Source organism: Burkholderia sp. AU4i (assembly GCF_000466765.1).
Taxonomy (GTDB): domain Bacteria; phylum Pseudomonadota; class Gammaproteobacteria; order Burkholderiales; family Burkholderiaceae; genus Burkholderia; species Burkholderia cepacia.
In genome coordinates this window covers 1-19000 of the sequence record NZ_ASSI01000049.1, presented here as the reverse complement: position 1 = coordinate 19000, position 19000 = coordinate 1, and the positions used below count along the sequence as shown (strand labels likewise).

At 65.6% G+C, this 19000-nt stretch carries 16 protein-coding genes and 1 pseudogene; 12 read left to right on the top strand and 5 right to left on the bottom strand.

The window, feature by feature from the left end; all coding sequences use genetic code 11:
- Positions 1–14 precede the first annotated feature (14 nt).
- From L810_RS11020 to L810_RS45015, 5 genes are read left to right on the top strand one after another with little or no spacing between them, the layout of a single operon-like run.
- Entirely contained in the window at positions 15–368 is a 354-nt protein-coding gene (locus tag L810_RS11020) for a GPW/gp25 family protein (RefSeq protein WP_042974062.1), read from the top strand.
- Positions 365–1516: a baseplate assembly protein gene (locus tag L810_RS11015; protein WP_021158441.1), complete on the top strand. Its 1152-nt coding sequence runs from the start codon at positions 365–367 to the stop codon at positions 1514–1516. Before L810_RS11020 ends, L810_RS11015 begins: the two co-directional genes overlap by 4 nt.
- The gene (locus L810_RS11010; RefSeq protein ID WP_042974061.1) at positions 1509–2090 is read left to right on the top strand and encodes a phage tail protein I; all 582 of its coding nucleotides are present in this window, start codon (positions 1509–1511) and stop codon (positions 2088–2090) included. The genes L810_RS11015 and L810_RS11010 overlap by 8 nt, the downstream gene beginning before the upstream one ends.
- The gene (locus L810_RS43930; RefSeq protein WP_021158439.1) at positions 2090–4648 is read left to right on the top strand and encodes a gp53-like domain-containing protein; all 2559 of its coding nucleotides are present in this window, start codon (positions 2090–2092) and stop codon (positions 4646–4648) included. The genes L810_RS11010 and L810_RS43930 overlap by 1 nt, the downstream gene beginning before the upstream one ends.
- A gap of 1 nt (position 4649) precedes the next feature.
- A complete protein-coding gene (locus tag L810_RS45015) occupies positions 4650–5210 on the top strand; it encodes a hypothetical protein (RefSeq protein WP_081712832.1) in 561 nt (186 codons plus the stop codon).
- Here L810_RS45015 and L810_RS11000 read toward each other — a convergent pair.
- Both L810_RS11000 and L810_RS10995 read right to left on the bottom strand, forming a co-directional pair.
- The gene (locus L810_RS11000; RefSeq protein WP_042974060.1) at positions 5152–6291 is read right to left on the bottom strand and encodes an acyltransferase family protein; all 1140 of its coding nucleotides are present in this window, start codon (positions 6289–6291) and stop codon (positions 5152–5154) included. The two genes, L810_RS45015 and L810_RS11000, sit on opposite strands and share 59 nt — an antisense overlap.
- 421 nt (positions 6292–6712) lie before the next feature.
- A pseudogene (locus L810_RS10995) lies at positions 6713–7636 on the bottom strand (glycoside hydrolase family 3 protein); the annotation flags it as partial.
- Positions 7637–7786: 150 nt separating this feature from the next.
- Here L810_RS10995 and L810_RS10990 point away from each other — a divergent pair.
- Positions 7787–8821: a helix-turn-helix transcriptional regulator gene (locus tag L810_RS10990; RefSeq protein WP_021158436.1), complete on the top strand. Its 1035-nt coding sequence runs from the start codon at positions 7787–7789 to the stop codon at positions 8819–8821.
- A 49-nt stretch (positions 8822–8870) separates the two neighbouring features.
- Positions 8871–9755 carry a GIY-YIG nuclease family protein gene (locus L810_RS10985; RefSeq protein ID WP_021158435.1) on the top strand — a complete coding sequence of 295 codons (885 nt, stop codon included), beginning with the start codon at positions 8871–8873 and terminating at the stop codon, positions 9753–9755.
- Between the two features lie 56 nt (positions 9756–9811).
- On the opposite strand, the gene ppa is transcribed toward L810_RS10985, so the two are convergent.
- Positions 9812–10339: an inorganic diphosphatase gene (ppa, locus tag L810_RS10980; protein ID WP_027786751.1), complete on the bottom strand. Its 528-nt coding sequence runs from the start codon at positions 10337–10339 to the stop codon at positions 9812–9814.
- Positions 10340–10572: 233 nt separating this feature from the next.
- On the opposite strand from ppa, the gene L810_RS10975 reads away from it, so the two are divergent.
- The 5 genes from L810_RS10975 to L810_RS10955 all read left to right on the top strand — a co-directional run bounded on the left by L810_RS10975 (position 10573) and on the right by L810_RS10955 (position 16151).
- Positions 10573–12012 carry an aldehyde dehydrogenase family protein gene (locus L810_RS10975; RefSeq protein ID WP_021158433.1) on the top strand — a complete coding sequence of 480 codons (1440 nt, stop codon included), beginning with the start codon at positions 10573–10575 and terminating at the stop codon, positions 12010–12012.
- Between the two features lie 91 nt (positions 12013–12103).
- On the top strand, positions 12104–12862 hold the full coding sequence (locus tag L810_RS10970; RefSeq protein ID WP_021158432.1) for an SDR family oxidoreductase: 759 nt from the start codon (positions 12104–12106) through the stop codon (positions 12860–12862).
- Positions 12863–12985: 123 nt separating this feature from the next.
- Entirely contained in the window at positions 12986–14290 is a 1305-nt protein-coding gene (locus L810_RS10965) for an MFS transporter (protein ID WP_021158431.1), read from the top strand.
- 224 nt (positions 14291–14514) lie between these two features.
- Positions 14515–14928, top strand: a complete 414-nt coding sequence (locus tag L810_RS10960) for a helix-turn-helix domain-containing protein (RefSeq protein ID WP_021158429.1) — start codon at positions 14515–14517, stop codon at positions 14926–14928.
- Positions 14925–16151 (top strand): alpha/beta fold hydrolase, encoded by a 1227-nt coding sequence (locus L810_RS10955; protein WP_021158428.1) that lies wholly within the window; start codon positions 14925–14927, stop codon positions 16149–16151. The genes L810_RS10960 and L810_RS10955 overlap by 4 nt, the downstream gene beginning before the upstream one ends.
- 114 nt (positions 16152–16265) lie before the next feature.
- Here the strand turns inward: L810_RS10955 and L810_RS10950 are convergent, their stop codons facing one another.
- Positions 16266–17453 carry a heme biosynthesis protein HemY gene (locus tag L810_RS10950; RefSeq protein ID WP_011352869.1) on the bottom strand — a complete coding sequence of 396 codons (1188 nt, stop codon included), beginning with the start codon at positions 17451–17453 and terminating at the stop codon, positions 16266–16268.
- 2 nt (positions 17454–17455) lie between these two features.
- Positions 17456–19000: fused uroporphyrinogen-III synthase HemD/membrane protein HemX (gene hemDX / locus L810_RS10945; RefSeq protein ID WP_373453095.1), on the bottom strand; the 1545-nt coding region annotated here is incomplete at its 5' end.

Sequence of the window (19000 nt, the reverse complement as noted above, 5' to 3'; positions counted from 1 at the left end):
GGCAACATGGCCGCATGACCCAGCTCTCCGACATCACCTCCGTTCACTGGCAGCCGGCCCTTAACCGCGAGGGCGTGGTTGAGGGCGTGGACGACATCGATCAGGCGATCCGCTTGATTCTCGGAACGCCCCAGGGCAGCGATCCGCACCGCCCTGAGTTCGGCTCCAGGCTCTATTTGTACCTCGACATGCCAATCGACCGCGCCACGCCGCATGTGGTGCGCGAATCGGTCGACGCTGTCCGCCGCTGGGAGCCGCGCTGTGAGGTCGTGCGCGTTATCCCATCGATCACCGAGTCGCGCGAGACGATCCGGGTCCAGTGGCGCCTGGCTGACGGTGTGATCCGTGAAACGGAGGTGCCGCGATGACGCTGGACGAACCGGATTTCATCGCCCGCGACCCCGAGGTCATTACGGCCGAGATCGTCGCCGACTATGAGGCGCGCACCGGGAAGACGCTGTATCCCGCGCAGGTCGAGCGGGTCATGATCGACATCATTGCGTACCGCGAAACCCTCGTGCGGGTCGGTGTCCAGGAGGCTGCGAAACAGAACCTCGTCGCGTTCGCCCGCGCTCCCATGATCGACTACCTTGGCGAGCTGGTCGGCGTGACACGGCTGCCGGCGCAGCCGGCGAAGACGACGCTTCGGTTTTCGGTCGACGCCGCGCTGCCGTCGAATCTGCTGATCGCGGCCGGCACGCGTGTCGAGACGAGCGACGGCGCCGTTTCGTTCGCGACTGACATCGACGTAACGCTCGTCGCCGGCCAGTTGGCGATCGACGCGGCCGCAACCTGCGAAACCCTCGGTTCACTCGGTAACGGCTGGCAGCCGGGCCAGCTCGGCTCGCTCGTCGACGACCTGGGCGACGTCGACGTGACGGTGGCCAACACCAAGATCAGCGCGGACGGGTACGAGGAGGAAGACAACGACCGGCTGCGCGAGCGTATCCGGTTGGCGCCGGAAGCGTTCAGCACGGCGGGCTCCCGGCTCGCGTACGTGTTTCACGCCAAGAGCGCACACCAGTCGATCGTGGATGTCGGTGTGATTGGTCCGGAAATGGATATGCGCGACGGTCGGCTGGTTTCGGTCAACGGCGTTCCGCCGGGCAGCGTCCAGGTGTATCCGCTCGTCGACACGGGGCTGCCGAGCGAAGCGATTCTCCAACTGGTGCGGGACAACCTCAACGACGAGCGTCGACGCCCACTGACCGATTATGTCGACGTCCGGCCGCCGACTCCCGTCGACTATGCGATCGACGTCCGCCTGACGCTTTACAAGGATGCCGACGCCGACACGGCGATTGCGCAGGCGCGATCCGCCGCGGAAACCTACCGCGCCGATCGTGCCGCCGGCCTGGGGCGCGACATCGTCCCGCGCCAACTCAGCCGTGCCGTACAGGTTCAAGGCGTGTACGACGTGGACCTGCCGGGCCTCGCGCTGCGCGTGCTGACGGGAAGCGAGTGGGCGCGGTGTACCAGCGTCAGCGTCATTCCAATCGGGGTTGCAAATGGCTGACCTGCTCTTGCCGCCGGCGCTGGCGAAAGACACACGCTTCAAGGCGTTCGCTCAATTGACCGAGCGGCTCGACAACATCGATTTGTCGCCACTCCTGGTCTATCTGATCGACGGCGTCGACGCATCCGCGCTGCCGTTCCTCGCCGACCAGTTCTCCGTCATGGGCGAGGACGGTTGGAGCCTTGCCGAATCGGATGAAGCCAAGCGCGCCCTGATCAAGGGGGCAATCGAGCTGCACCGCTACAAGGGCACACCGTGGGCGGTCAGAGAGGTGATCCGACGCCTGGGTTTCGGCGAGGTCGAACTCGTCGAGGGTATCGGCCGCCTCAACTACGACGGGACTCGTCGCCACGATGGCGTCATGGTGTATGGCGGCGACGGGTTGTGGGCCGCCTACCGGGTGATCTTGCTCGATCGCGCCATCACCAACGATCAAGCCACGTTGCTGCGCACGACGCTGGCCGCGTTTGCGCCGGCGCGTTGTGTACTCGCCAGTCTTGAATACCGTCGCGTGCCGGTGCGCTACAACGGTGCCGCCCACTACGACGGACAGTACAACCACGGGAGCAGTTAATGGGCAAACTTTCTGAATCTTCCCAATGGGAGGAAGACCTCTACCAAATCGAAATGGCCGACCCGGTCGAAGGAGGCCCGGACGGCGTTTCGAACAAACAGGCGAAGCAACTAGGCGGCCGCACGCGCTATTTGAAAGCGCAGGTCGAGCAGTCGCAATCAGGCCTCGCGCAGCACATTGGCGCGGCCGATCCGCATACGCAGTACGCGACGAAGACGGACCTTGCGGCAAAGCTCGCCGCGCTCGTCGGCCAGTCGCCGCAGTCGCTCGATACCTTGAAGGAGCTGGCCGACGCGCTCGGTAATGATCCGAATTTCGCAACGACGGTTCTGAACGCGCTCGCCTCGAAGGCTCCGATCGATTCGCCGACTTTCACCGGCGTTCCGAAGGGTACTACTCCGCCGCAGTTCGACAACAGCACGAAGCTCGTGACGGCTGCATGGGTGAATGCCCGAGGTATAGCGCCGGGCGGGTCTTTTGCTGTCAATTCGAATCAAACGATCGCAGCGTCGCAGGCCGGATCGATCATCTATCTTGTGGGCGCAGGTGGTTTCACGGTTACGTTGCCACCTTGCAGGAACGTACCAACCCAGGGTGGATTCATCCTTTCAAATCTCGCATCGAGCGCGGTAACGCTGGCAGTCCAGAGCGGCGATGGGCTTGAATACGGCGAGGCGTTGCTGACACCGGGTGATTCGGTATGGATAGTTTCCGATGGCAGTTCGTTCTGGCATCGCGTGTTCCACACGAACATGCAGAATCCGAACTTTTCCGGTCAACCTACCGCGACAACGCCTCCGCAATTCGACAACTCGGCGAAGATTGCGACGACCGCTTTTGTGCAGCAAGCGAGCGGTAATTTCCAGGCCCGAAAATACATCAACGGATCGGCGACACTTGCCGCGTCTGATACCGGATCGTGGGTTGAGGCTGGCGGTATTGGTCCGTCTACGATTACGTTGCCGGCCCCGGCAACCAGCAACCTCACGTATACAGTAACGAACGTCACGTCAAACGGTACGGGGGTGACGATTTCCACTCCTACCGCGAGCATCTACAACCAAGCGTCGGCGTCCGCCTCGTTCTCACTCGACGTCGGCGCAACGGTAGAACTCGTTTCTGACGCTTCAAACTGGACCGTTATTGCGCATTACACGCGAAGCCCGATCGCACAAACCGCTCCGCAGTACGACAACAGCACGCGCCTTGCTACGACCGCGTTTGTGAAGCAAGCCGGTGAGTCGTTTTCGGGCATTCAAGGTATCAACGTCACGGCATCATTGAACGGCGGGCACGTCGGAGCATTCATTTGGGCATACGGAGCAGGTACAACCCTGACTTTGCCACCTGTCGGTGGTGTTCCCAATGGGGCAACAATCACCGTTGCCACTCCGCTCGGCGTGACCGTTAAGGGGAGCGGGACGGAGAACATCAACAGCCAGTTCGGAGGCGTGTCAAACACGTTTGCGCTGAACCCTGGCGAGCAAGCTCAGTTCGTCAGCAATACTGGTGCTTGGTATTTGGCAAGCTACACGACGGTTCTCGGAATGACGTCGCCGCAATTCGACAACTCGAATAAGCTCGCGACGACAGCATTCCTGCAGCGTGCGCTGGGAAATTACCAAACGTTCTCGGCCTACACGACTAGCCAAACGCTTACGGCTTCGCAGTCCGGATCGGTCATCAATTTCTGGGGTGGCGCAGCGTCGACAATTACGTTGCCATCGGCTGCCACGATGCCGCTAGGCGGTGCATTTCTGTTCAACAACACATCGACGGGCGCCAACGTCACCATTGCGCGCGCAGGAAGCGACACGATCCTTGCGGCCGGCGGCAACACGAGCATTATCCTGATGCCGGGCGATAGCCTGCTCATCACGTCGGCAGGCGGTACTCAATGGGTCGCGTCTGGCGGAAGTGCGCAACTCCCGTTCTCGGGGACATTGCAGCGCGCGCTTGGCAACTTCTCTGGCTTTTTGCTGGTCACGTCGGCAGCTACGTTAGCTGCGGCGGCCGCCGGTCAGTTGGTTGAGTTAAATGGGAGCGCGTCATATACGACGACCTTGCCGGCTGGATCAAGCGTCCCGCAGTCCGGGAAGATGGTGTTCGTCAACCAATCCGGCGCGAACCAAACCATCGCGACACAAGGCGGTGACTCCATCTGGTCCTATACAGGCGGGTTGGTTTCGTCGGTCGTCCTTCGACCAGGGGATTCTCTGGAGCTCGTGTCGCGTGCCGGGCAATGGGACATCTGTGGCGGTTCGGCATTGCTGCAGTTTTCCGCATCGTTTGGCTCGAATCTGGCCACGAACGGCTATCAAAAGCTTCCGAGCGGCTTGATCATTCAGTGGATGAGTGTGAACGTCGCGGGTGGTGCGACCACGACCTACAACTTCCCGATCGCGTTTCCGAATAACGCGTATGCAGTGGTCGGATCACGAGGTGCGCCGGGCGGCAACGCTTCGTTCAATTTCTCGCCGATTTCGAGATCACAGTTCAACGCTCAGAACTATTCGTCGGGCGCGGAGAACGCGTCGCTCATTGCCATTGGGAGCTAACATGGGTAAGAAATCAGTCGCGTACGACGTGGACGGGAACATCACGGCTATTTATGACGGTGATGACAGTCCCGCACCGGCGGGAGAACAGAACATTCTTGGTATTACCGATCAAGAATGGGAAACATATGTGGGCCAACAGGGACAGTGGCGGGTCGTGAAAGGTGCGCTTATCCGTGTGCCTCCTCCCACGTCGGCCCAACAGATTGCTACAGCTCAGGCTGCGCAATGTGCTGCGCTCAACATCGCATGTGCGAACGCGATCGTTTCGGGGTTCTCGTCTAGCGCGCTGGGGGATACTTATAGCTATCCCAGCACGATCACGGACCAGGCGAATCAAGCCACCATCGCGCAAAGTGCTGACGGCGGGATGCTTTGGTGTGCTTCCAGCGGCACGTGGTCATTCAAACAGCACACACAGGAGCAAGCGCAGGCGGTTCTCGCGAGCTTTATCGTTTGGCTTAATAAATGCCAAAGCCAGTTGATTTCGCTTTCTGGTCAGGTCAATTCTGCGAAGAGTGTGTCGGCTGCTCAGTCTGTTTCGTGGACGAACCCGAGTTAAACCGGGCGGTTGCCTTCGAGAGAATGAAGTTGCGCGTCGGCTTCTCGAACAACACGAAGGCGGCCGAAGACGAAAGCAACACGACGACTAGATAGACCGCCGTTGATAGCGCCGGCTGGTCGAGCATGAAGTCACGGAGATGGGTTTCCATAGCCTTGATGATGACTTGATGGAGCATGTACATCGCGAAGCTGATTTCACCGAGAAAGACGAACGGCCGCGAACTTAGCCACCAGCTTAGTGCTCCACGTCCAATCGCAAATACGAAGATGAGCAGAGACAGCGCCCAAAACTGTCCACTCTGTAGAATCCATTCGGCGAGCTGGGGGGAAAAGGGCTCAATGGCTTGATATGTCGGCCAAGCCCGCATGACGCAAGCCGCAACAATCACGCATACGAGAAGTTCCGCGGCCGTCCAGACGGCACGACCACCTGAAACGGTCGCCCGTACCTTTTTGTACACCGTGGCGGCAAGGATTCCGACGAGAAACTCGAAAACTCGGGAAATCGGATTGATGTAGAGCAGACCGGCCAGAACGAGGAGCGCGTCTGCGCTATTTTCTGGGCGCATCAAGGGGTAGATGAGCGCACAGGCTACGATGCCGCCGACCGTGAAGAGGACCTTAATGCGCCAGGTCTTTTCTAGTTTCCATGAAAGAATCGGGAAGACGGCATAGAACGCGAACTCGGTCGATATGCTCCAGGCGACACCATTCATCGAGAAATACCAGTCCGGATGCGGGACCCAGCTCTGCACCAGAAGCAAATTGGCGGCAACAATGTTCCAGGATGGGAGCGCCTCGCCAGCAGCGAGCATCAAGACAAGTGTAGACAGCAAATGCATCGGCCAGATGCGGGCGATGCGGGCTACATAGAAACTGCGAATTTCGGCCGCCGAGTGCAATTCCCCGTAGACCAGTCTGAGAATGAAACCCGACAGAACGAAGAAGAAGGAAACCCCTGTCGTGAAGCCTTGGAGACCCACAGTCGGCCAGAATGTACCGTCCATATGCAGCAGGACAATCATTGCGGCCGCAAAGAATCTCAATGAGGTAAGGGTGTTCAGGCGTTTCGCATTCATAGCGGGGTATCGGTTTTCGGCGATTTTATCAGCCAGGTGGGGCTGGCCATTCTGAGGGCTGATCCGACTGCAGGGAACCACGCCATGCTGGAGGCAACGTGGGGGCTCCGTTTGATTTGATTTTTGCGCCGTTCGAATGCCGCTCGGCATTTCATTCGAGCGTGCCATATGAGTTGGGGGATAATCGAGGGGCTCACACGGTGCTGATCTCGTGCGGTCAGGTGTTCGCAAGGCCCTGCTGACGATAGCCCGCCCCCCGAGTGCCAGCCGGCCGCGCAAGCGGTGTATGGGGAAGGTCGATACTCGTGTGGGCCTTCCCGCCTATCGGCGGACAAACTTGCAATTTCTTTCCACGTATCGCAAGAAAGCCCGACCCGAATTTATCGCGCGGCGCCGTGCCGAAATATCGCGCCGCGCTTCAGAACGAGCCGAGCGGCGCGTTGTTGTCGTCCGCCGCACCCGGCTCCTCCTCGTCGAGCCCCGCCTGCACGGCCGCGACCGTCGAATGCGTCGCGCCCCAGTCGGACTGCACGACGCCCTTGAAGCCCCATTCGTTCTTCAGCACCGTGGTCAGCAGATACGGGTTCTCGCACGCGTACACGCCGTTCAGCTTGTTGTACGAGCACATCACGTTGCCCGGCTGGCCGTCCTTCACGCCGATCTCGAACGCGAGCAGTTCGGCCTCGCGCATGGTTCGCTCGTCGACGACCGAATCGATCGTCAACCGGTTGGTCTCCTGGTCGTTGAACGCGAAATGCTTGATCGTCGCGATCACCTTCTGCGCCTGCGTCGCCTGCGTGCGCGCGGCGCTCAGCGTGCCCGCGAGCACCGGATCCTCGCCCATGTATTCGAACGTGCGGCCGTTGCGCGGCTCGCGCGCGAGGTTCACGCCGCCGCCGAGCCCTTCCGCGAAACCGAGCGCGCGCAGTTCGAGCGCGATGCGCGTGCCGTAGGTGCCGGCGAGCGCCGGGTCCCACGTCGCCGCGAGCGCGACCGGCGCGGGCAGCGCGGTCACGCGCGCGTTCTTCACGTTCACGCCGCCCGCCGAATCGGCACTGCTCACGGCCGGAATGCCGAGCCGCGGCACGCCCGGGATGTAGCTCGCGCCATTGAGCGCGTCGGCCGGGAACGGGCCGCCCAGGTCGAGCGCCGGCATGCCGGTGCCATGCACGAGCTGCAGCTTTTCGTCGGTCGTCAGTTGCGCGACGAGCGCGGCCGCGCGCTGGTCGGCTGCCGCGTCGGGGTCGGCCGGCGCGTGGATGTCGTCGCCGCCGCACGACGCGAGCAGCACCGTGAGCGCGCACGCGGACGCAATCGTCGAACACCGGAACAGCGAAGTTTTCATTGATCCTCCTGAATCGATCTGTTGTACTTGTCGCCACACTCCAGCGTCCGAGTCTAAAAATCGACCGGTCACCACGCTTGACCGGCAGGAGCATGCGTTGACCTCTCGCAGCGGGGACAAACCCGAACGGCATGACGAAGGGGGACAGACATGGAGTTGCAACAGAAGTCGGTATCCGTGCGGATCTACCGCTGGCTGTGCGAAGACGCGCGCGCGAACGGCATCGATCTCGCGCCGTTGTATGACACGCTCGGCATCGGCCCGGCCGAACTCGCCGACGACACGCGCCGCATCGCGGGCGACCGGCACGTCGCCGCGATGCGGCTCACGAACGAATGGCCGCTGTCGTGGCATCGGCCGCCGCCGCAGGTCATACCGTGGCTCGTGCCGTTTCCGGAGCTCGCGGGCATCACGTGCAACGCGGCGACGCTGCGCGACGCGCTGCACGACTACCTGCGCTATCGCGAGCTGATCGGCAACGTCGACTGGGTGTTCGCGCACGAGAACGGCGACGCGATCGCGCTCGAATACGTGAACGAAGGCGACGGCCGGCATGCGGGCAGCGCGTTCGCGAACCTCGCGATCCTCGCCGCGCTCGCCCGCCTGTACGATCCGCACGTGTGCGTCGACGAAGCCGCCTTCGCCGGCCGCGCGTTCGCACCCACCGCCGCGCTGCGCGACATGCTCGGCGCACCGGTGTCGTTCGATGCCGCGCACAACCGCATCGTGCTGCGTTCCGCGCACTTCGACACGCCGTTCGAACGCTACAACGCGCCGCTCGCCGGCATCCAGCGTCATGCGGCCGACGCCGCGCGCGAGCGTGTACGCGTGCGCTCGACGTTCGGCTCGTCGGTCGAGCAATGCGTGCGCGACTGGCTGCGTACCGCCGACGAAGCCGATGTACCGACCGACACACTGATGCAGCACGTGTGCACGCGCTTCGCGATGTCGCGCTGGACGCTGCGCCGGCGGCTGCATCGCGAGGCGGTCGGCTTTCATGCGCTCGTCGCGCAGGCCCGGCTCGGCGAGGCGCGCGACCTGCTGCTGAATACGCAATTGCCGATCGGCGAGATCGGCGTGCGCGTCGGCTTCCGTTCGACGAGCGCGTTCACGCGCTTCTTCACGCGCGAACTCGGCGCGGCACCGAGCCGTTTTCGCGACGGGCACGGCGATCGATGGCGTTGACGCGCGCCTTTTCTGAGACACTGGCGGCTTCGCATCCCGCCGCCCTGCCATGTCCTGGTTTCTGTACCTGATCGAATGCGCCGACGACAGCGTCTACACGGGCATCACGACCGATGTCGCCGCGCGCTTCGACGAGCACGCGTCCGGCAAGGGCGCGCGCTACACGCGCTCGCGCAAGCCGCGCGCGGTGCTCGCGTCGTTTCCGCTGCCCGACCGGTCGATCGCATCGCGTGCCGAGTACTGGGTGAAGCGGCTCACGGCCGCGCAGAAACGCGAACTGGCGGCCGGGATCCGGACGCTCGAGTCGGTGTTGCCGGCCGGGATGTCGATCGACGGGAACGTCGATGCGGCCGGGTTGAAGGCCGAACTGAAGGCCGGTAAGCGCGGGCGGAAGAAGGCAAAGGCGCAGTCGGCCGACATCGCGACGCAGGCCGCTGAAACGGACAAGCCCGTCAAGAAAGCCGCGAAGGCCGGGAATAACGGGGACGCGTCCACGCCCGCAAAAACCGTGAAGCGCGGGCAAGCCGCGCAGGTGCCCAAGAAAACCAAGGCCACGCCTGCCAAGAAGCGTGCAAAGACCGACGACGCGGCCGAAGTGAAAAAGGGCTCGCCTCGCGGCAAGTCGGCCACGAAAGCCACAAAAGCCACATCGAAGCAGAAAGCGCCGGCAGCCGGCGGCAAGTCCGCCGCAAAACCACGCACCGACGTTGCTTCCGCGCCGGCGCGCAGCCGTGCATCGGCAACAAGGACCACCACCGACACGGTCGAAACCCCGGCGAATCCCGTCACCGCCACCCGCCGCGCCACACGCGCGAATCGTGCGAGAAGCGCATCGAACGCCACCGCCGTGCCTGCGCCGGCCCCCGCGCGTGCCCGAAAGAAGACCACCCCGGGCGCCGGCCCGCGCACAAAACAAAACCGCGCGGCCTCCTGACGAGACACGCGCGGTTTGCGTTCCGAACGAACCGGCCGCGAGGCCGGCCAGCCCGCTTACTTCTTGTAGTTCGCTGCGCCGTCGGCGATTTCCTTGTGCGCGGCTTCGATGCCGGCCCAGCCTTCGACCTTCACCCACTTGCCCTTCTCGAGCGCCTTGTATTGCTCGAAGAAGTGCTTGATCTGATCCTTCAGGTACTCGGGCACGTCGTCGATCGACTTCAGGTTGGCCGTCATCGGGCAGACCTTGTCGTGCGGCACCGCGACCAGCTTCGCGTCGACGCCCGACTCGTCGGTCATCTGCAGCATGCCGAGCACGCGCGAACGCACGATCGAGCCGGCCAGCAGCGGGAACGGCGTGATCACCAGCACGTCGACCGGATCGCCGTCGCCCGACAGCGTCTGCGGGATGTAGCCGTAGTTCACCGGATAACGCATGCCCGTGCCGATGAAACGGTCGACGACGAGGAGGCCCAGTTCCTTGTCCGCCTCGTACTTCACCGGGTCGCTTTGCGCGGGAATCTCGATGATCACGTTGAAATCTTGCGGCAGGTCCTTGCCGGCCGGAACATGGTTGAAGCTCATGAGCACTCTCTGTAGGTCGATGGGAATTCGGGACAGGGCGCCGCGGCCGATGCATCGCCGCAGGCGTCCCCCAACGGAATGCGCCATTATAGCCAATCGACCGGTGGCGTCCGGATGACGATCGGCGCGATAATCGTTCCCGATGTCCGGCCGTCGAACCACCGGCCGCGTTGCATGGAACCGGCGTCGGCGCCAGAGCACCGTCGGCGGTCGACGCGAAGACAGGAGCACGCATGGAAGAGGCGAAGCACTTCATCGCAGGCGAATGGACGTTGCCTGCGCAACTGGAAACCATCGCGGTCGTCGATCCGTCCGACGGCCAGCCGTTCGCAGCCATTGCCCGCGGCACGGCGCCCGACATCGAGCGCGCGGTCGCCGCGGCCCGCGACGCGTTCGCGGGCCCATGGGGCGCCAAAAGCGCCGCCGAGCGCGGCCGTGTGCTGATGCGGCTGTCGGCGCGCGTGGCCGATTCCCTCGAGGAACTCGCCACGATCGAGGCACGCGACACCGGCAAGCCGCTCAAGCAGGCACGCGCGGATGCCGCCGCGCTCGCGCGCTACTTCGAGTTCTACGCGGGCGCGGCCGACAAGCTGCACGGCGAAACCCTTCCCTACCAAGCCGGCTACACCGTGCTGACGGTGCGCGAGCCGCACGGCGTCACGGGCCACATCGTGCCGTGGAACTACCCGATGCAGATTTTCGGGCGCAGCGTCGGCGCCGCGCTCGCGGCCGGCAACGCATGCGTCGTCAAGCCAGCCGAGGATGCATGCCTGTCGTTGCTGCGCGTCGCCGAGCTGGCCGCCGAGGCCGGGCTGCCGGCCGGCGCGCTCAACATCGTCACCGGCTACGGCCATGAGGCCGGCGCCGCGCTCGCGCGCCATCCCGGCATCGACCACATCTCGTTCACGGGCTCCCCGGCCACCGGCAAGCTGGTCACGCAGATGGCGGCCGAGAACCACGTACCCGTCACGCTCGAACTCGGCGGCAAGTCGCCGCAGATCGTGTTCGCCGATGCCGACCTCGACGCGGCGCTGCCCGTGCTCGTGTCGGCGATCGTGCAGAACGGCGGGCAGACCTGCTCGGCCGGCAGCCGCGTGCTGATCGAGCGCGCGGTGTACGAGCCGCTCGTCGAGCGGCTCGCCACCGCGTTCAACGGGCTGCGCGTCGGCCCGAGCCGCGCCGACCTCGACTGCGGCCCGCTGATCAACGCGAAGCAGCAGCAGCGCGTGTGGGATTTCCTGTCCGACGCGCAGCACGACGGCATTCCGATGGCCGCGCATGGGCAGGTCGTCGCCGAGGCACCCGAAAGCGGCTTCTACCAGGCACCCGCGCTGTTGCGCGACGTGCCGCCGTCGCACCGGCTCGCGCAGGAGGAAGTGTTCGGCCCCGTGCTCGCCGCGATGCGTTTCGTCGACGAAGACGAAGCCGTGGCGCTGGCGAACGGCACGCCGTACGGCCTCGTCGCGGGCATCTGGACGCGCGACGGCGCACGCCAGATGCGTATCGCGCGGCGCCTGCGGGCGGGCCAGGTGTTCATCAACAACTATGGCGCGGGCGGCGGCGTCGAGCTGCCGTTCGGCGGTGTCGGCCATTCGGGGCATGGCCGAGAGAAAGGCTTCGAGGCACTGTACGGCTTCACCGCGCTGAAAACGATCGCGATCCGGCACGGCTGAACGCGCGGCAAGCAGGACGCGGCATGCGGCCGGCAGCACGCGGCCGCATGCCGAAGCACGACGACACTAGATCCAGCACAGGAGACACACCATGCGGTTGAGCGGCAAGACGGCAATCGTCACGGGCGGCGGCTCGGGGTTCGGCGAAGGCATCGCGAAGACGTATGCGCGCGAAGGCGCGAACGTCGTCGTCAACGACCTGAATGGGGCAGCAGCCGAGCGTGTCGCGAGCGAGATCGCGCTCGCGGGCGGCAAGGCAATCGCGGTGGCCGGCGACGTGTCGCGGCAGGAAGACTGGCACGCGCTGCTGCAGGCAACGCTCGACGATTTCCACGCGGTGCAGATCGTCGTGAACAACGCGGGCACCACGCACCGCAACAAGCCGGTGCTCGACGTGACGGAAGCCGAATTCGACCGCGTGTACGCGGTCAACATGAAAAGCCTGTTCTGGTGCGTGCAGACCTTCGTTCCGTACTTCCGCGAGCGGGGCGGCGGCGTGTTCGTGAACGTCGCGTCGACGGCCGGCGTGCGGCCGCGGCCGGGCCTCGTCTGGTACAACAGCACGAAGGGCGCGATGATCACCGCGAGCAAGTCGCTCGCGGCCGAACTCGGCGCCGACCGCATCCGCGTGAACTGCATCAACCCCGTGCTCGGCGAAACCGCGCTGATGACCGAATTCATGGGCTGCGAGGATACCCCCGAGAACCGCAGCCGCTTCCTCGCGACGATCCCGCTTGGCCGCTTCTCGACGCCGCAGGACATCGCGAACGCCGCGCTGTACCTGGCATCCGACGAGGCCGAGTTCATCACGGGCGTCTGTCTCGAAGTCGACGGCGGGCGCTGCATCTAGCCGTATCCCCCTTGCCGCAGCGTGCCGCGGCCGGCAATCGCCGCGGCACACGCGCATGGCTTCGCACGACTCCGGACAGGCACGCTACGCCTTCTCCGGCCAATGACAAGGACAGGAGACAACATGGCAACATCGACGCAATCGCTGCCGGGCTCGTCCGGCGCATTCGAGGAAGCAACCTATCGCAAGGTGTCGTGGCGGCTCGTGCCGCTCCTGCTGCTGTGCTACGTGGTCGCGTATCTCGACCGCGTGAACGTCGGCTTCGCGAAGCTGCAGATGGCGAGCGACCTGAATCTCAGCGACACCGTCTACGGGCTCGGCGCCGGGATCTTCTTCTTCGGCTATTTCCTCTTCGAAGTGCCGAGCAACATCATCCTGCACAAGGTCGGCGCGCGCGTGTGGATCGCCCGCATCATGGCGACGTGGGGCGTGATCTCGATCCTGACGATGTTCGTCACGACACCCGCGATGTTCTACGTGATGCGCTTCCTGCTCGGCGTCGCCGAGGCCGGCTTCTTCCCCGGCGTGATCCTCTACCTCACCTACTGGTATCCCGCGCATCGTCGCGGCCGGATGACGACGTTCTTCATGACGGCGGTCGCGTTGTCCGGCGTGATCGGCGGGCCGATCTCGGGCTTCATCCTGAAGGCGTTCGACGGCGTGAGCGGCTGGCACGGCTGGCAATGGCTGTTCCTGCTCGAAGGCATCCCGTCGGTGCTCGCCGGCGTGCTCGTGTTCTTCTCGCTCGACGAGCGGATCTCGAAGGCGAAGTGGCTGAGCGACGAGGAAAAGGCGCTGCTCACCCGCAACGTCGACGCGGAGGAAGCGACCAAGGAAGACCTGCCGCTCGGCACCGTGATGTCGAGCCCGCGCGTGTGGCTGATGGCGCTGATCTATTTCTCGTTCGTGATGGGGCTCTACGGCGTCGGCTTCTGGCTGCCGACGATCATCAAGGCCACCGGCGTGACCGACACGCTCATGATCGGCCTGCTGTCGGCGATTCCGTATGCGGCCGCGGTGGTCGCGATGATCCTGATCGCGCGCAGCGCGGACCGGCACCGCGAACGCCGCTGGCACGTCGCGATTCCGGCCGCGATCGGCGCGCTCGGGCTCGTGCTGTCGGTGGTCTGGGCACACCAGACCGCGCTCGCGATGCTCGGCCTCACGCTCGCGACGATCGGGATCCTGACCACGCTGCCGCTGTTCTGGAGCCTGCCGACCGCGTTCCTCGGCGGCACGGCGGCCGCGGCCGGCATCGCGATGATCAACTCGATCGGCAACCTCGCCGGCTTCCTGAGCCCATACCTGATGGGCTGGCTCAAGCAGGCGACCGGCGCCAACGATTCGGGCATGTACATGCTCGCCGGGTTCCTCGTGCTCGGCGGGCTGCTCGCGCTGTCGGTGCCGAAGCGGCTGGTCGACAAATGACGCGGGGCGCATCGGCGCCCCTGCCGGCGGACGATCCGCCCCGGAAACGCCCCGCTGGCCGGAACCACTCCGGCCAGCGGGGCGTTTCTGCTTCCACCTGCGTGCCGACCGGACGATGCCGGCTCGGTATCCAGCCAGCTCTGATGCCATGATTCCCACAATACTCCCTATTTATCCTTATTTCATGGAACAATAGGGAACATATTGAGCATCACGAGCCGATCATGTTCCATACCGTCGACGAGTCCGCCGCCCGCCTGCGCCTCCACCCGAAGACCGTCCTGCGCTTCATCCGCGAGGGCAAGCTGCGTGCGACGCGGGTCGGCCGCGCCTACCGCATCCTCGACGCCGACCTCGCCGCGTTCGCGCAAACCGAGCCGGCCGCGCCCGTCCCGCGTGCGGTGCGCGTCACCAGCATCGTCGACATTCCGGACGCGTCGCAGTCGCTGCACCAGTACCTGTCGCGATCGCTGCATGCGATGGCGTCCGGCCGCACGTCGTACGTCGACCCCGTGCGGATCGACGTCACGTTCGATCCCGGCGCGAGCCAGGTCAAGATCATCGTCGCCGCGACGCCAGCCGACACGGCCGTGCTGATGTCGTCGCTCGAGGCTTTGCTGCAGCAAAGCGGGACATGAGCGTGATCTTCAGGTCGCCGCGCCATGCACGTGCCATTCGCGCGGCTTATGACACCGCGCTGTCGCACTGGCCGGCCGGACATCGGCGCGTCACCGTGCAGACGCGCCATGGCGCGACGCACGTGATCACCTGCGGCCCCGAGCACGCGCCGCCGGTCGTGCTGATCCACGGCGCGCAGACGACGGCGGCGAGCTGGCAGCATTACGCAACGCAATGGTCGACACACTTCCGGCTCCATGCGATCGACGTGATCGGCGAAGCAGGACCGAGCGCGCCGTCGCGACTGCCGCTTGCGGGCGACGCGCATGCGCAGTGGCTCGATGACGTGCTGGACGGCCTGCAGGTGTCACGTGCCGCGTTCGTCGGCATCTCGCTCGGGGCGCGAACGGCGCTCGACTTCACGTTGCGGCGGCCGGCACGCGTGACGCGGCTCGCGCTGCTCTGCCCGTCCGGCATCGGCCGGCAGAAGCGGTTTCTGTGGTGGGCGCTGCCGTTGTTGCTGCTCGGCGATGCCGGGCGCGCATGCGTGCGACGGCGCGTACTCGGCCGCCTGCCGCCCGCGTCGACGGCGGTCGAGCGTGACACGCTCGCGCTGATGCACGCCGTCGACCGCGGGTTTCGCCCGCGCATCGAACCGATTCCGGTGTTCGCCGACGACGTGCTGCGCACGCTGTCGGTGCCCACGCTGGCGATCGTCGGCGGCCGCGACGTGATGCTCGACTCGCAAGACACACGTGAGCGCCTGACGCGTCTCGTGCCGCACGCGCAGATCCTGTTTCTTCCCGAGCAGCCCCACTTCATCCGCGGGCAACGCGACACCGTATTCGCGTTTCTCGCGTCGACGGAAACCATCGACATGCCCCACCGAATCGTTCAGGCAGCCGGCCGCCGCGTGCTGGTCCGCGCCCCCTCCGCTCCCGTCGTGCAGCGGGAAAGCGATGCGCTCGACCTCGTCGCCCTCGCGCACGAGCACGAAGCCGACTGGATCGCGGTGTCCGCGGACGCGCTGCACGACGACTTCTACCGGCTCGAAAGCGGCCTCGCGGGCGCCGTCCTGCAGAAGCTCGTCAACTACGGCGTCAGGCTCGGCGTGGTCGGCGACATCGAGCGCTGGCTCACGCGCAGCGAAGCGTTCCGCGCACTCGTGCGCGAATCGAATCGCGGGCAATCGGTGTGGTTCGTCGCCAGCGAGGACGACCTGCTGCGCAAGCTCGGCGCATGACGTGTCGTCCAGGCCCGCCCTGAACGAAAAAAAGCCCCGAAGGCCTTCCGGCATTCGGGGCTTTCTTGCGCGGGTTGCGCGGGCCGCCTGCGGCAGGCGGCCACGCCGCCCGCGTCAGACCACGGTGATCGCGAGCGCGCTTTCGCGGTAGTGCTTCGCGGCCTTGTCGGTTTCGCCGAGATGCTCGAACAGGCGCGCGAGCGCACGATGCGCACGCACCTTCAGCGCCTCGTTGTCGGCGAGCTTCAGCGCCGATTCGAGGAACGACTGCGCCTTGCCCCACAGCTGCTGCTGCTGGCACAGGCGGCCGAGCGCGAACAGCAGGTCGGCATCCTCCGGGTGATCCTTCTTCCACCCTTCGGCCTTCTGGATCAACGGCAGCGCATCGGCGCCGGCCGTATCCGGGTAACGGCGCAGCAGGCGCGCATCCCAGTTGTGGGCAAGCGCGTCCTCGACGATGCGACGCGCTTCGTTGCGGCGCTCGAGCGGAACGAGAAGATCGGCCGCGAGATCGGCGAGACGCGGCGACTGGCGCTCGACCGGCGACAGCGACTGCCACACCTCGAGCAGTGCGTCCGGGTCGTGCCGGCGTTCGCGCAGCAGGTTTTCCGCAGCCTGCTGGCGCAGCCGCACGGCCGCGGCCGGATGCAGTGCCTCGCGCTTCTCGAGCGCCTTCGCAAGCTTCAGCACCTCGGCCCAGTTCTTCAACTGCTGCTGCGCGCGCAGCGCAACCTGCTGCGCATGGATACGCTTGCCGCCCGCCTGCAGGTCGGCCAGCGCGGCGAGCGCGCCGTCGGCATCGCGCGCATCCGCGCGCATGTCGGCCGCGGCGAGCAGCCGTGCGTCCTGCCATTCGGGTGCGTCGACCTTCGACAGCCAGTCGTCGCGACGCGTGTACTCGTGCATCCGGTGCGCGGCAGTCGCCGCGACGAGACTCGCCGCGCCCTGGTTCGCGTCGACCGACAGCGCTTCACGCGCGGCCTTCTCCGCGCGCGAGAAGCGGCCCGCGTACAGGTTCGCGATCGCGTCGCGCAGCGATGCCTGCGCCTTCTCGTTGCGCGAACGCGCACGATACGCGGCGACCCGCTGCGGCATGCGCCAGATGTTGCGCACGATACGCAGCAGCGCATACACGACGATGAACAGCACGACGATGGCGATCACGAACAGGTTCAGCGACACGTCGATCCGGTACGGCGGATAGACGAGCAGCACCTGCCCCGCGTCGAAACGGCCGACGGTGGCGAGCGCAGCGGCGATCGCGAACAGGACAGCGAGCCAGACGATTCCTCGAAGCGTCATCGTTACCCCCGGCTCTTGAACTGCTGAACGGCGTTCAGGCTCGTGTTCAGGTTCGGCACCGCGACCGTCAGCGATGCGCCGTCAACCTGCTTGAGCAGATCCTCGACGGTCTGCGTGTCCTTCGATGCCTGGTCGAAATACTTCCCGAGCGACGCCTGCGCGGCGTGCAGGTCGGCCTTCATCGCGCCGTCGTTGCGCGCGAGCAGCGACAGGCGCGCGGTCAGCAGGCGCAGCTTCACGTTCTCGCGCACGAAGTAACCCTGGTCGGGCGACGCGAGCATCGCGTCCGCGTTGTCGATCCGGCGCACCTGCACGAGCCCCTTCAGCTGCTGGCCGAGGCCGGCCGAGAAGTCGTGCCACCACACCTTCCAGCGCGGCTCGCCGGCCACGGCCGACGATGCAGCATCGGCCGGCGCGGCCTTCGGCGCTTCGTGCGGGACGATCGCCTCGCCGGACAGCGGCAGCGCGTCGATCTTCGCGATCGCGTCGTCGAGCTTGATCGCGAGGCCCGTGAGGTCGGCCGCCGGCGCGGCCTTCAGCTTCTCGATGTCCAGCGCGAGCGCCTTGCGCACCGTGACGGCCTGCGCGCTCTGCGAGGTGGCGAGGCGCGCGTCGGCATTCTGCAGCGCGATCAGCGCGAGCTGCGTGTTGCCTGTCAGCTGAAGCTGCTGGCTCGCGCTCGACAGCATCTGGTCGACTTCCTCGAGCATCCACGCATCGCGGTTGCGCGACAGGTCCTGGTATTGCTGCTGCAGCGCCTGCTGCGCGCTCTGCGCGTCGGCGAGCTTGCCGTCGAGCTGCGCGAGCTGCGTGTCGACCTGGTGCGTGCTCGCCAGCGCCTGCTCGGTCTTCATCCGCGTTTCGGCCGTCTGTGCGTCGAGCGCCTTCTGGCGCGCGACGAACGTGCCGTCGAGCCGGTCGATCTTGCGGTTCAGCGCGTAGCCGCCGACGCCCGCCGCGCAGCCGAGCACGACGACGACGAACCACAGCACCGCGCTGCCGCCGCGGCGCGCGGGCGGTTCGGACGCCATATAGGCGGGACGGGACGGCGGTGCGGATGCAGCGGCCGGCTGGGAAGCGACGCTTTTGGAATCGTTGGTATCTGTCATGCGTTTAGTCACCGGTGCGGCTGTCGCCGGTTGGACGGCCTCGTCGGCCATCGTTCGAAACGCGCGGACGATGCGCTCATCGCCCGCGCCGGTCAGCGTAATCCTATCAAAACCCAATGCGCGCGCGGTCTGCTCGATGCGCGGATGCGGCGTGACGAGCGGCGCATGCTTCAGCGCGGCGATCTCGGCATCGTTCAGATGCGCCCGCGCGAGTTCGTGCAGGTTGCGCACGCCTTCCGAGCTCGTGACGAGCCACGCATGCGGTTCGCCGTCGAGCAGCGCATGCACGCGCTCCCACGCGCCGACGCGCGGCTCGGGCACGACGCGCCGGTACGCGGCGACGAGCGTGACGTCCGCGCCGGCCTCGCGCAGCCGTCTTCCAGCGTGTCGCCCATGCACTGTCACTCGCCGAGCCGCCCGCGTTGCGCGCCCGGGCCG